Here is a 12,786-nt window from a genome sequence, read left to right on the forward strand (position 1 = left end):
GGCAACGGCATCGGGCTCGTGGGCTTATCGGTGGTTCGATTGCGGCGGCTGCGCGCGGTCGGCTGACGACGCGCAGCCGCCCGCGGCGGCCTCACGCGCTCATGCGGGCGCGGTCGCGCGAAGCGACGCGCGCAGCCTGGGCTGCTCGATCTTCAAGTCGAGCTCGCGCGCGAGCTCGACCACGGGGGCGAAGCGCCGCCGCTTCTTCTCGCCGTGGCTCTTCGAGATCTCGGACAGCCGGTGATCGAGGAACGGGTTCTCGAAGCGATCGCGCACCTCGTCGAGGTAGGCGCGCGCGGCGGCGCCCTTGCCGAGCGCGTCGAAGACGGGCACCACCTCGTCGCGCCACAGCGCCTCGAGGTCGGCGCGCAGGGCCCGATCGCGCATCGCGCTGCGCGTGTTCTCGTCGGCGGGGCGCCCGTCCGTCTGCCAGCGCTCGGCGAGGTAGGTGTGCCCGAGGTTCAAGAGCAGAAGCTTCAGGCGTTCGTAATGGGGCAGGTCGTCCGTCACGATCATCGCCTCATGCCGGCACGGCAGCACCATGCCCTCGCGCCGCTCGATCGCCCAGAGCGCGTAGGGCTCGGCGATCGCGCCGACGGGGCGGATCGGCTCGGAGACGATCCGGTCGACGAGCGAGTTCACCCAGACGCACGTGTGCTTGATATAGCGCAGGAAGGCGGCGTCGGCGCCCCACCGGCGCGCGACGCCGACGACCAGCGCGCGCAGCGTGTCGCCGTTGTTCGACACGAGCTCGCAAGGCAGCAGCGTGAGCGGCGCGGCGCCCGCCTCGAAGCGCGCGCGCAGCAGGACGACGAGCTTCGCGGCGAACCCGCGCGGCGCGCGCGCGCCGGGCGCGAGCGACGCCTCCGTGTCCTCGTGGAAACAGGCGTATCCGCTGTCGCTCGTGTTCGAGAGCACGACGCGCGCGTCGCGCGCGAAGCGCTCGAGCACGAGCGGCCAGTCGGTGTTCGCGTCGAGCGCCTCCGTGATCGAGCTGCACTCGATCGTCGTATCGACGACCTCATCGCGGCGCAGCCCGCGGATCCGCACGGGGTAGCGCGCCCGCGCGCGCAGCGCGTCGACGCGCGCGCGGCTCTCGGGGTTCGACGTGGTCTGCACCACGGTGACCGTCCCGAGCGCGTCGCCGGCGCCGAGCGCCTCCGAGATGAAGAGGTCCGCGTGAGCCTGGAGGAACCGGCTCGTGCCGAATTGAAGGATCGGATTGCCCATGTCAGCCCTCCGGCGGCTCACGATGAGGGGATGTTGGAAGTCGCTGCTCGTCCTCGAGCGGAGGCGTTCGGATCGTCGTCGTCCGCAATCCGCTCGGGGAACGCGCCGAGCCGCGCGCGCTCACGACAGGCCGACCATGATCTTGGCCGTTCGACCGGGGTAGGCAGCCCAGTCGGCGAGCGCCTCGGGCACGCCTTCGATGGGGATCGTCTTCGAGATCAGCAGGTTCGGGTCGAACGTGCGCCGCTCGAAGAAGGCGATCACGTCCGAGAACTCGCCCATGCAGTTGCGCGACCCGAGGATGTCGAGCTCCTTCATCACGAACAGCTTGGTCTCGTAGCTCACCGGCTCTTTGCCGTACCCGATGTACACGACGCGACCGCAGAACTTCACCCACTCCACGGCGTCGCGGTACGTCGCGACCGCGCCCACGGCCTCGATCACGACGTCCGGGCCGTCGCCGTTCGTCAGGTCCATGACGCGCTCGCGCGCGTCGGCGTTCGCCTGCACCGCCTCGCGCGCGCCGAGCGCCCTGGCGAGCCTGAGCTTCTCCTCCTGCGTGTCGAACGCGATCACGCGCGCGCCGCGGCTCACCGCGCCGGCGATGGCGCCGAGCCCCACGCCGCCGCAGCCCATCACGAGGACGGTCTCCTCGGCCTCGACCCGCCCCCGCGCCGCCGCGTGAAAGCCGACGGAGAACGGCTCGACGAGCGCGAGCTCGGTGAGGCTCAGCCTCCGTGACGTGAACAGCTTCTGGTACGGCACGGCCACGAGCTCGGTGAGCGCGCCGTCGCGCTGAACGCCCATGGTCTTGTTGTTCCGGCAGGCGTTGCGCCGCCCCGCGGAGCACGAGGGACACACGCCGCACGCCGTGTACGGCGTGAACGTGACGTCGGCGCCCACGCGCCAGTCCGCCTCGACGCCGGAGCCGAGCTCCACGATCGTGCCGGCCACCTCGTGACCCAGCACCCGGGGATACGTGACCATCGGGTTCTTGCCCAGGAACGTGTTCAGGTCGGAGCCGCACAGGCCGACCCGCTGCACGCGGACCAACACTTGATCGTGCGCCGGCCTGGGCTCGCTGATCTGGGTCACCTGTGCGACCGACGGGCCGGTGATCGTCAGGGCTTTCATGCTGTCATCACCTCGCGGAGCGACCTCGTTGACCCGCGGCTCTCACGGCGCGCTCCGACGCCGGGCCGCTTCGTTCGGCGAGAAAAGTACATGGCCGCGTCGAACGGCCGGATCCGCAGCGACGCGGCGTCGCTTTACGACCCGTGACGGTGGCGGCGGCCGCCGCCTCCGGCGTGGCGCTCGGGACGCCGCCGTTCAGGGCCGGCGCGCATAGAACTTCTGCGCGTTCGTGTACATGACCTTGTCGCGCACTCCCTGACCGCGCTCCTTGAGGTACACCTCGGCGATCGCGATCTCCGAGGCCAGGCTGCCGCCCATGTCGACCACGGGCCAGTTGCTGCCCCAGATCAGCCGGTCTTCGCCGAAGGCGTTCATCAGCACGTCGAAGTGCGCCTTGTACGCCGCGAGGTCGGTCGGCGCGCTCCAGGGATCGTCCTCGGTGGCGGCCGGATTGTACATGTCGAAGAACGACGAGAATTTGATGTAGATGTTCGGGTGCTTGGCCAGCCGCTGCATCGCGTCGACCCAGGCCGGATCCGGCGTCGCCCCCTTCGCGCCCGCCAGGTGGTCGATGATGATGCGGAGCTTGGGCACCGCGGTCGCGAGCGCCTCGACCTTCTCCTTCGGGTTCAAGGCGCCGCGGCTGATGATGTCGAGCGTCATGCCCTTGGCCGCGAGCTCCTCCAGCGAGGCGAGCTGCTTCTCGTCGAGCGTCAGCTTCGGGCTCCAGAGGAAGCCGCGAATGCCGACCACGCGCGGGTCCGCGGCGAGGCGCGCCAGATCGGCGCTGAAGGTCGGCGAGCCGATCTCGAGCTGCGCGACGAGGAACTTGAAGAAGCCGTTGCCCTTCGTCATCTCGAGGACCTTGAAGTTGTCCTCGACGACGGGGCTGGCCTCGACGACGCCGGTGCCGACGATGCCGTTCTGCATCGCGATGGCCTGGTATTCGTCGGGCAGCACGTCGCGGTAGATCGGCTTCTGCTTGGCTTCCGGCCAAACGACGCCGCCTGGCCGCGTGACCTGGTAGAGATGGATGTGCGTGTCGAGGATCGGGCCGCGCTGCTGCGCCGGCGCGGTGAGCGGGGCCGCCGCTTTGCTCGTGTCGTCCGCGCTCTCGGGCGGCGGGGCGGTGGTCGAGGAGGACGACGCGCACGCCGCGAGCGGCGAGAGCACCGTCATCAGGCACAACCTGGCGACGGTGGTCCTGATGCTCGTGAGCGCGCTCAGGTGGAGCCTTTCGGAGCCGGCGGCGGACCCGATCCCGACGGCGATGATGCCGGTACGCATGACAATCCCCTCAGGGTAAAGCCGAAGTACGAGAGCTATATGTTAACGTTAACATTCAAGATGTCAACATCGATCCGTTCGTCCGCCCGACAAGCCTGGGCGGCTCCCTGGCGATGAGCGATGAGGTGAGCCCACGAGGGTGGTGTCAGCACACGAATGCGGCCGCGGGGGCCTGGAGATCGGTAGATCGCGTAGAATAAGAATGTTCTATCGATCCGGGCACGTCTGGCGGTCGAAGCTTGACGTCCCGGATACGTTTGGGTTTCCTTCTCCACGTGAACACGGGAGCGCCGCGATGACGATGAAGGAGCAAAGCTTCGAGGCCGCCTTCGGCCGCCCGGCGAAGGTCGTGGCCGAGGCGCCGGGGCGCGTGAACCTCATCGGCGAGCACACCGATTACAGCGGCGGGTACGTGCTGCCGACGGCGATCCCGCAGAAGACGCGTATCGAGATGGCGCCGCGGGGCGACGGGCTCGTCCAGGTCGCCACCACGAGCGTGAACCGCGGCGGCCAGCGCTGGTTCCGCGTCGGCGAGGAGTCGCGCGGCGGCCTGTGGCTCGACTACGTGCAGGGCATCACCGCCGTCCTCCGCGGCCGGGGGGTGTCGATCTCGGGCTTCGACGCGAGGATTGAGTCGTCGGTGCCGCTCGGCAGCGGCCTGTCGTCGAGCGCCTCGCTGCTCGTCGCGCTCGCCCGCGCCCTGCGGCAGATGCTCGACCTCTCCATCGACGACGTGGAGATCGCCCGCATCGCGCACGCGGCGGAGCACGACTTCGTGGGCGCGCCCGTCGGGAACATGGATCAGATGGCCGCGAGCCTCGCCGACGAGCACACGGCGCTGTTCATCGACACGAGGACGCTCGCGTTCGAGCGCATCCCGCTGCCCGCCGAGGCCGAGCTGCTCGTCGTGAACTCGGGGGTGGCGCACCAGCACGCGAGCGGCGACTACAAGACGCGGCGCGCGGAGTGCGAGCGCGCCGCGGCCCTGCTCGGCGTGCCGCAGCTCCGGGACGTCGACGCGGCCGCCGAGCAGCGCATCGCGTCGCTGCCGGCGCCGCTCGACCGGCGCGCGCGCCACGTCGTCACCGAGAACGCCCGGGTGCTCGCCGCCGTGGCCGCGCTCCGCGCCGGGGACCTCGGCCGTTTGGGCGAGCTCTTCGACGCGTCGCACCGGTCGATGCGCGACGACTTCGAGGTGTCGGTGCCGGCGGTCGACGCGCTGGTGGAGAGCGCGCGGGCGCAGCCGGACGTCTTCGGCGCCCGGCTGACCGGCGGCGGCTTCGGCGGCTCGATCGTGGCCCTGGTGAAGCGCGGCTGCGCGGCACAGGTGGGCCGGGCGGTCGTCGAGGCCTACGCGCGCACGCCGGGGCGCCAGGCGACGGTGCTGGTGGGAGGGCCCGCCTCGTGACAGCGCGCTACGGCGCCGCGGCCGCTGGCGAATCCACGGCGCCAAGCCTCGGCCCGGCCGCGGGGCTCGTCAACCGGGATACCAGGTGATCCGCGGGTCGTCGGGCGCGCGCACGTGGTCGAAGGCGGCGTCCGTGAGCCGCGCCAGGTCGTACTGCGGCCGCCAGCCGAGCAGGAACTTCGCCTTCGTGTTGTCCAGCCAGGTCGAGCGGTACGGCGTCTTCACCCTCACGCTCGGCAGGCCCCGCGTGGCCTCCAGGTAACGCGCCAGCTCACCGTAATCCACCGGCTCATCCATGCAGATGTTGAAGGTCTGCTGGCGAGCCTTCTCGTGGCCGATGGCCTTGAGGATCGCGGCGACCAGATCCTCCACATGCACGAAGTTGCGCTTCACCGGCGCGCCGTCGGGGTCGAGCATCACGGGGACGGCGCCCGAGCGGACGTAGCCGTCTGCCGCCTGGGCGCCGACCAGATCGCGCCACCTCGGCCCTCCGAACACGTCGTCACCGAAGGAGAGCTGCGCCTTGAAGTCGTCCTTCTCCATGATCCACGGCGCGCGCAGGCAGCATCCGTTCAGACCATACTGGATGTAATACTGCTCGAGCATGACCTCCTCGAGCACCTTGGACAGGGCGTAACAGCCCGGGTAGGCGCTGTGCTTCTGCGCCTCCGTGACCGGGACGGGGTGCGGGTAAAAGAAGTGGCCCATCCCGGCGTCGCCCCCGATCAGGATGAACTGCTCGAACGTGGGGCTGACGCGGCACGCCTCGAGCAGCCAGAACATGCCCTTGATGGCCACGTCCATGATGCTCTCGGGGGTCTCCTTGCAGGTCGCCAGGTGCAGCACGTGGGTCACGCCCTCCACGGCCTCGTCGACCACGGCCCTGCTCTCGATCGACCCGCGCACCACCTCCATGCGCGCCGTCGGCTGCAGCATGCGGTTATGGCACAGCGCGCGGACCTTCCATCCCTCGAACCCGGGGTCGGACAGGAACCTGCGGATGAACGTCTGGCCGACCTTGCCCGTCGCCCCGGCGACAAGGATTCGCTTCGTCTCGCCCATTCTATCGCTCCTCGCTCTCCTGCATCATCGATGAGACCGCGCTTCGCCACCCCTGGCCGCGGGGGCCGAGCGGATCAGGAGCTGCTGCATGACGATGAAGCCGAGCAGCAGCAGCCCGATGCTGATGTGGTGCCACGGCGACGGCAGCCGCCCATCCAGGTTGATCACCGCCCGCACGATGCCCGTGATCATCACGCCCATCGCGGTGCCGACGACGCTGCCAGCACCCCCGGTCAGCAGCGTCCCGCCGATCACCACCGAGGCGATGGCCTCGAGCTCCAGCCCGGCGCCGATGTTCGGCTTCCCCGCGCTGTCGATCAGCGCCGTGGTGACCCCGCCGAGGCCCGCGCACAGACCGCTGAGCGCGTACAGGGCCACCGTCGTGGCGCCCAGCGGCACCCCCATGAGCAGCGCGGCCTGCCTGTCCCCGCCCATGGCCAGGACGTTCCGGCCGAAGCTCGTGCTGCGGTGAAGGACAACGCCGAGCGCGAGGACGATCAAGAACAGGAGCGCCGTCGCCGGGACCCAGGTCCGGCCGAGGCCCGGGATCATCGCCGTGAAGCCGAGCTCATCGACGATCCAGTCGAGCGCGGGATGATCGACGGCGATGGGCTGCATGCTGACGAGGAACGCCGCGCCGCGCGCGAAGAACATGCCCGCGAGCGTCACCAGGAATGGGGGCAACGAGAACTCGTGGATCAGGTACCCCGTGGCCGCGCCGAGCGAGACCGCCACCGCGAGGCCGACACAGAACGCGAGCAGCGGATGACAACCGCCTGTTATCAGCGTGCCCACGACGACCGTCGTCAGCGCGACGACGGACCCGACCGAGAGATCGATGCCCCCCGACAGGATGACGAACGTCATGCCCACCGCGCAGATGCCCATCGCCGCGTTCCCCTTGATCAGGTCGACCAGGAAGCGCAGGCTGCGCGCCGACTCGTAACCGACCAGCACCCCCGCGTAGAGCGCGACCAGGAGGACCGCAGTCGCCACGAGCGGCACATCTCGCCGATCCAAGCTCCGCATCGCTATTGCCCCCGCTTGAGGCCGAGCAGCGCCATGAGCCGCCGGCGCGACTCCTCCGAGACGAGCAGGCAGCTCACCAGCATCACGCCGGCCTTGGGCATCGGCTCGATCTCCGAGGGGACGTGCTGGATGTACATCGTGGTGGAGAGCGTCTGGATGAGCAATGCTCCGATCAGCGTGCCGCCCAGGTAGAAGCGCCCGCCGGTGAGCGCCGTACCGCCGATCACCGCGGCGAAGATGGCGTCGAGCTCCCGCAGGCGCCCCACGCGGTCGGGGTCGGCCGTGGAGATGTACGAGGCGGCCACGAGCCCGGCGATGCCGGCGCACAGGCCGGAGAACCCGTACAGCCAGAGCTTGATGCGGCGGTCGCTGACACCCGCGAGCCGGCTCGCGCGCTCGCCGTCGCCGATCGCCTCCATGAACAGGCCGAGCGCCGTCTTCCGGCAGAGCAGCGCGGCGACGACGAACACGGCCGCTACCAGCAGCATGGAGAACGGCAAGCCGCCGACGTGACCGTTGCCGATGAACGCGAACGTCGCGTCCACGTGCGTCACGGGCTCGGCGCGGGTGATGAGCATGGCGACGCCGCGAACGCCGACCATGCTGATCAAGGTCACGACGATGGGCTGGATGTTCAGCGACGTCACCAGCGCGCCGTTGAACAAGCCGACGCCGCCGGCGACCAGCAGGGACAAGAGCGCCGCGACGAGCGGCCCGTGGCCGGCGTCCTTCATCAGGATGACGCAGGTGGCGCCGGAGAGCGCCATGACCGAGCCGACCGACAGGTCGATGCCCCGGACGGCGATCACCAAGGTCAGGCCGATGGCGAGGAGCATCACCTCCGCGCCCTGGTTGAGCAGGTTGATGGGTGTCCCGTAATACGCCCCGTCCCGCTCGACGATGGAGAAGAAGTTCTTGGACAGGAAGAAATTGAACAGGAGGAGCGCCAGGAGGCCGAGCAAGGGCCAGGCTTCGCGGCGCCCGCGCCTGAGCAGCAGGGCGCCGGCGGCGGCGGTGAAGAGGATGATCCCGACGCCCGTGGGGCTCGCGTTCGTGCGCGCGGCTTCAGCGATCTTCTCGAGCATCGCTCGGCGCCTCCTTGTGCTGGGCAATGGCCTGGATGATCGACGAAGGGGTCACCGACGCTCCCGCGAGCTCGCCCTGCTGCTTGCGGTCCCTCAGGACCACCACCCTGGAGCAGTTGCGCGCGATCTCCTCGAGCTCCGACGAGATCAAGAGCGTGGCGACCCCCTTCTCGCCGAGCGACCTCACCAGCGCCTCGATCTCCAGCTTGGCGCCGATGTCCACGCCGCGCGTGGGCTCGTCGAGCAGCATGACCCGTGGCTGCATGGCCATCCAGCGCGCGAGCAGCACCTTCTGCTGATTGCCGCCCGAGAGCAGCTTGACGGGCGTCTCCGGGGACGGCGTCTTGATGCTCAGCGCCTTGATGTAGTGCTGGACCAGGCGATCCTGCTCGCTCCGCGGGAGCACCCGCAGCGCCCCGCGGGAGGCCTGCAAGGCCAGCACGAGGTTCTCTCGCACGGAGAGGTTCGGGACGATGCCCTCCACCTTCCGGTCTTCCGGGCAGTACGCGAGCCCCGCCCGGATCGCGCGCCGCGGCGTCTTGATCTCGATCCCGCGGCGGTCCACCGCGAGCTCGCCGCGATCGGCCGGCTCGATGCCGAAGAGCATCCTCGCGGTCTCGCTCCGGCCCGAGCCGAGCAGCCCCGCCAGCCCCACCACCTCGCCGGGCCGCAGCGCGAGATCGATCGGCCCGACGACCCCCTTCCGCTCGAGGCCGCGCGCGGCGAGCACCGGCTCCGCGGCGCTCGCGTCCTCTCCATCGCCGGCGGGGCTGCCCTTCGCGGGCTTCTCCTCGTCGCCGAGCTCCACGCCGAGCATCGCCTGGACGAGCGAGAGGCGCGGCAGCGCGCTGCTCGCGTATTGCCCGACCAGGCAGCCGTTCCGGAGCACCGTGATCGTGTCGCTGACGGCGTAGACCTGATCCAGGAAGTGGGTCACGAAGAGCACCGCCAGCCCCTGCGCCTTCAGCCTCTGCATGACGTCGAAGAGCCGCTGCGTCTCCGCTTCGTCCAGGCTGGAGGTGGGCTCATCGAGGATCAGGAGCCGGGCGTCGACGGCGAGCGCGCGGGCGATCGCGACCATCTGCTGCAGCGCGGTGGAGAGCGACGCGACCGATCGCGACACGTCGAGGTCCAGCGAGAGGCGCGCGAGGGCCTGACGCGCCTTCGCGCGGACGGCGCGCTGGTCGATGAGGCCGAAGCGCCGGGGCTGCCGGCCCAGCATGATGTTGTCCGCGATGGAGAGGTGCGGGATGAGGCTGATCTCCTGGTGCACCGCGCTGATCCCCAGCGACTCTGCGTGGCGGGGGGAGGTCGGCCGGATCGACGTCCCGTCGAGCCGCAAGGCCCCCGCGTCCGGGAGATACACCCCGGTGAGCAGCTTGATCAGCGTCGACTTGCCGGCGCCGTTCTCCCCCATCAGCGCCTGGATCTCGCCCGCGTGCGCCTCGAGGTGAACGTCGTGCAGCGCGCGAACGCCGGGGAAGGATTTGCTGAGGCCCTCGACGGAGAGCAACGCTTTCGAACCAGGCATGCGGCTGCTACTCCGTGGGTGAGGGCCGCTCGACCAGAGGGCTCACGTGCGTGGGGGTGCTCGCGCCGCCGCCTCAGGGCGCCGGCGCCGGCTCCTCTTCCGTGGGTTCAGTAGGCCCGCGAGCCGATGGTCGCCGCCGCCTGCTCGCGCTCGAAGACCTGGCCAGGGACGACCGTGCGCTTCGGCACCGCCTCGCCGCGCACGATCTTCTCGATGGTGTCGAAGAGCAGGGGGCCGTGCAGCGGGTTGCACTCGACCGTCGCGTTCAGCTTCCCCTCCATCATGGCCTCGAAGGCCGGCTTCACGGCGTCGACCGAGACCACCACGATGTCCTGCCCGGGCTTCAACCCCGCCGCCTGGATCGCCTGGATCGCGCCGAGCGCCATGTCGTCGTTGTGGGCGTAGACGGCGTTGATCTCCCCCTTGTGGGCCGAGAGCAGCGTCTCCATCACGGCTTTGCCCTTGGTGCGCGTGAAGTCGCCGCTCTGGCTCGCGATGATCTTCATGTCCGGGTGCTTCGCGATGGCCTCGGCGAAGCCGGATTTGCGCATCACCGCCACGTCCGCCGCCGGCGTGCCGACGAGCTCGATGATGCGCGCCTTGCCGTTCGTCTGCTTCGCCAGCCACTCGCCCGCCTGGCGCCCCTCCCAGACGAAGTCCGCGACCATCACCGTCGCGTACAGATCTTCTTCGGCGTCCACGCCCCGGCTCGTGAGCACCACCGGGATCCCGGCGCGCTTGGCCTCCTTCAGCGTCGGCTTCCAGCCCACGGACTCTTGCGGCGCGATGACGATGACGTCGACGCCCTTGGTGATGAACCCGTTGACGGCGTTGACCTGGTTGTTGTGCACGTTCTGGCCGTCGGCGAAGAGGAGCTGCACGCCGCGCTTCTCGGCTTCCTCCTGGATCGACTTGCTGTGCGCGATCCTCCACGAGCTCTCGGCGCCGGTCTGCGAGAAGCCGACGACGATCTCGGACAGCTTCTTCGGCTTCTTTCCCGCGGGCTCGGTGCCGGATGCCGGCTTCGGCGCGGCGCTGTCGGCCTCGCTCTCCCCGCGGGAGCAGCCGGCGCCGATGGAGAGTGCGCCCAAGATGGCCAGGAGCGCCCTCCGTGACACGTGGTTCTGGCGGTGCATGCTATTCTCCCTTCCTGCTGTCCCTTCGGACGCGGTTCGATGGCCGGCCCAGCGCGGGCGCCGATGCATCGCTGTCGATGCAGCCCTCGGGGCCGAAGGGCCCGGGCGCACGCGAGTCTACCCAGCGCGAAGCGAAAGGATACCAGAAACCGTTGTGAACGTTAACATGGCTGATGTCAACCAAAATGGATCGGCCGCGCCGAGGGCGCCGCCGCGCTCGGATGACCCGCTGACCCGCGCCGCTCTCGCGCGGCTCGAACGCGCCCCCCGAGCAGCCCCCTCGTGACGCGCCGCTCCGGAGGAGCCCCGCCAGCCGTCGGTGTCCGAGCGCACCGACTAAGTAAATAGTGTTGACTTAGCCTTTGTGATCGTTAACATCTCAAATCGTCCTTAAGGCTTTCTCAGCAGGGCCGTTATGCGAACCGGGAATTTTCTGGATCGGTCGCGGCGTCGACTCCGTTCGTTCGGCCGCCGCGGACGCGCGACACCTCGCTCGCCGACGCAGCGGTCAGGCCCTACCCGCGCCGGGCACACGAGCGCTGGTGCGATTGGCACGCGCACTGGCACGGTTCCAATCCGACTGCCCTGAAATACTGCGCCTATCAAAAACTTACCCAATCACTGAAGGGGAAGTCCAACGTGAACAAGAACCGCTCTTCTCGATGGCTTTGCAACTCGGCCTGGATCGCGCTCGGCATCGCGGCGCTCGCCGCCTGCGGTGATGGAGGCGACGGGGGCGACGGCGGCGGCGGCGGCGCGGGGGCGGCGGGCAGCACCGGCACCACCACCAGCGCGAGCACGACCTCCGGCGCGAGCACGACCAGCGCGAGCACGACCTCCGGCGCGAGCACGACCAGCGCCAGCACGACCAGCGCCGGCACCGGCGGGTCGAACGAGGGCGGCGGCGGTTCGGACGCCTCGAGCACCACGTCCACCGGGACGGGCGTCCCCGAGCCCATGGGGAAGTTCGTCGGCAACATCACGACCAACGGCAACGTGCGCGACGGCTTCGCCAAGTACTGGAACCAGATCACGCCCGAGAACGAGGGCAAGTGGGGCTCCGTCGAGAGGTCCCGCGGGAACAGGGACTGGAGCGCGCTCGATCGGATCTACAAGTACGCCCAGGACAACAACATCATCTTCAAGCACCACGTCTTCGTGTGGGGCGCCCAGCAGCCCGACTGGGTGGGTCGCCTCTCCGGGGGGGAGCAGCAGGCGGCCGTGCGGGACTGGATGAAGGCGTTCTGCGAGCGCTACCCCAAGACGAAGTACATCGACGTCGTCAACGAGCCGCCGCCCCACACCACGCCCTCGTACAAGAACGGCATCGGCGGCGACGGCGCCAGCGGCTGGGACTGGATCGTGAACTCCTTCAAGTGGGCGCGCGAGTTCTGTCCGGACGCGGTCCTGATCCTCAACGACTACAACAACATCGAATACGAGAACGACCACAACAACTTCATGCGGATCGCGAGGGCCGTCATCGGCGCTGGCGCCCCGGTCGACGCGCTCGGCGCGCAGGCCCACGACGCGTACAAGATCAACACCAACACGGTGAAGGGCTACATCGACAAGATGGCCTCTCTGGGCAAGCCCGTGTACATCACCGAGTACGACATCGGCCTCGGGGACGACAACCAGCAGAAGCGGGTGATGGAGGAGCAGTTCACGATGTTCTGGAATCACCCCTCGGTCCCGGGCATCACCCTGTGGGGCTACATCGTCGGCGCCACCTGGCGGGACAACACCGGCCTCCAGCACCCGGACGGCAGGCTGCGTCCGGCCATGCAGTGGCTGATGGACTTCCTGGACCGCGGTTGACGCCGCGCTGATACGGTCTCGCGTCGGGAGCGCCGGGAGGATATCCCGGCCCCTGGACTCGAG

At 69.4% G+C, this 12,786-nt stretch carries 11 protein-coding genes; 2 read left to right on the forward strand and 9 right to left on the reverse strand.

Translation table 11 applies throughout. From position 1 onward, the window contains the following. Window positions 1-99: 99 nt before the first annotated feature. The 3 genes from WMF33_RS46825 to WMF33_RS46835 form a co-directional block, all read right to left on the reverse strand. Window positions 100-1,230: a mannitol dehydrogenase family protein gene (locus WMF33_RS46825; protein WP_437334634.1), complete on the reverse strand. Its 1,131-nt coding sequence runs from the start codon at window positions 1,228-1,230 to the stop codon at window positions 100-102. A gap of 120 nt (window positions 1,231-1,350) precedes the next feature. Further along, entirely contained in the window at window positions 1,351-2,364 is a 1,014-nt protein-coding gene (locus tag WMF33_RS46830; RefSeq protein WP_437334635.1) for a zinc-binding alcohol dehydrogenase family protein, read from the reverse strand. Between the two features lie 195 nt (window positions 2,365-2,559). Then, a complete protein-coding gene (locus WMF33_RS46835; RefSeq protein WP_437334636.1) occupies window positions 2,560-3,651 on the reverse strand; it encodes an amidohydrolase family protein in 1,092 nt (363 codons plus the stop codon). Between the two features lie 295 nt (window positions 3,652-3,946). Here WMF33_RS46835 and galK point away from each other — a divergent pair, with 295 nt between their 5' ends. Then, window positions 3,947-5,059, forward strand: coding sequence for a galactokinase (galK, locus tag WMF33_RS46840; RefSeq protein ID WP_437334637.1), 1,113 nt, complete (start codon window positions 3,947-3,949; stop codon window positions 5,057-5,059). 69 nt (window positions 5,060-5,128) lie between these two features. Here the strand turns inward: galK and WMF33_RS46845 are convergent, their stop codons facing one another. From WMF33_RS46845 to WMF33_RS46870, 6 genes are all read right to left on the reverse strand, one after another. Continuing rightward, the gene (locus WMF33_RS46845) at window positions 5,129-6,121 is read right to left on the reverse strand and encodes an NAD-dependent epimerase/dehydratase family protein (protein ID WP_437334638.1); all 993 of its coding nucleotides are present in this window, start codon (window positions 6,119-6,121) and stop codon (window positions 5,129-5,131) included. A 24-nt stretch (window positions 6,122-6,145) separates the two neighbouring features. Then, the gene (locus WMF33_RS46850) at window positions 6,146-7,117 is read right to left on the reverse strand and encodes an ABC transporter permease subunit (protein WP_437334639.1); all 972 of its coding nucleotides are present in this window, start codon (window positions 7,115-7,117) and stop codon (window positions 6,146-6,148) included. A gap of 35 nt (window positions 7,118-7,152) precedes the next feature. Then, entirely contained in the window at window positions 7,153-8,235 is a 1,083-nt protein-coding gene (locus tag WMF33_RS46855) for an ABC transporter permease (protein WP_437334640.1), read from the reverse strand. Then, window positions 8,216-9,766: a sugar ABC transporter ATP-binding protein gene (locus tag WMF33_RS46860; protein WP_437334641.1), complete on the reverse strand. Its 1,551-nt coding sequence runs from the start codon at window positions 9,764-9,766 to the stop codon at window positions 8,216-8,218. Before WMF33_RS46860 ends, WMF33_RS46855 begins: the two co-directional genes overlap by 20 nt. A gap of 107 nt (window positions 9,767-9,873) precedes the next feature. Then, entirely contained in the window at window positions 9,874-10,902 is a 1,029-nt protein-coding gene (locus tag WMF33_RS46865; protein ID WP_437334642.1) for an ABC transporter substrate-binding protein, read from the reverse strand. A 602-nt stretch (window positions 10,903-11,504) separates the two neighbouring features. After that, on the reverse strand, window positions 11,505-11,861 hold the full coding sequence (locus WMF33_RS46870) for a hypothetical protein (RefSeq protein ID WP_437334643.1): 357 nt from the start codon (window positions 11,859-11,861) through the stop codon (window positions 11,505-11,507). Between WMF33_RS46870 and WMF33_RS46875 the strand changes: the two genes are divergently transcribed. Further along, a complete protein-coding gene (locus WMF33_RS46875; protein WP_437334644.1) occupies window positions 11,860-12,723 on the forward strand; it encodes an endo-1,4-beta-xylanase in 864 nt (287 codons plus the stop codon). The two genes, WMF33_RS46870 and WMF33_RS46875, sit on opposite strands and share 2 nt — an antisense overlap. Window positions 12,724-12,786: the final 63 nt, after the last annotated feature.

Source organism: Sorangium sp. So ce394 (assembly GCF_051474665.1).
Lineage (GTDB): Bacteria > Myxococcota_A > Polyangia > Polyangiales > Polyangiaceae > Sorangium > Sorangium cellulosum_D.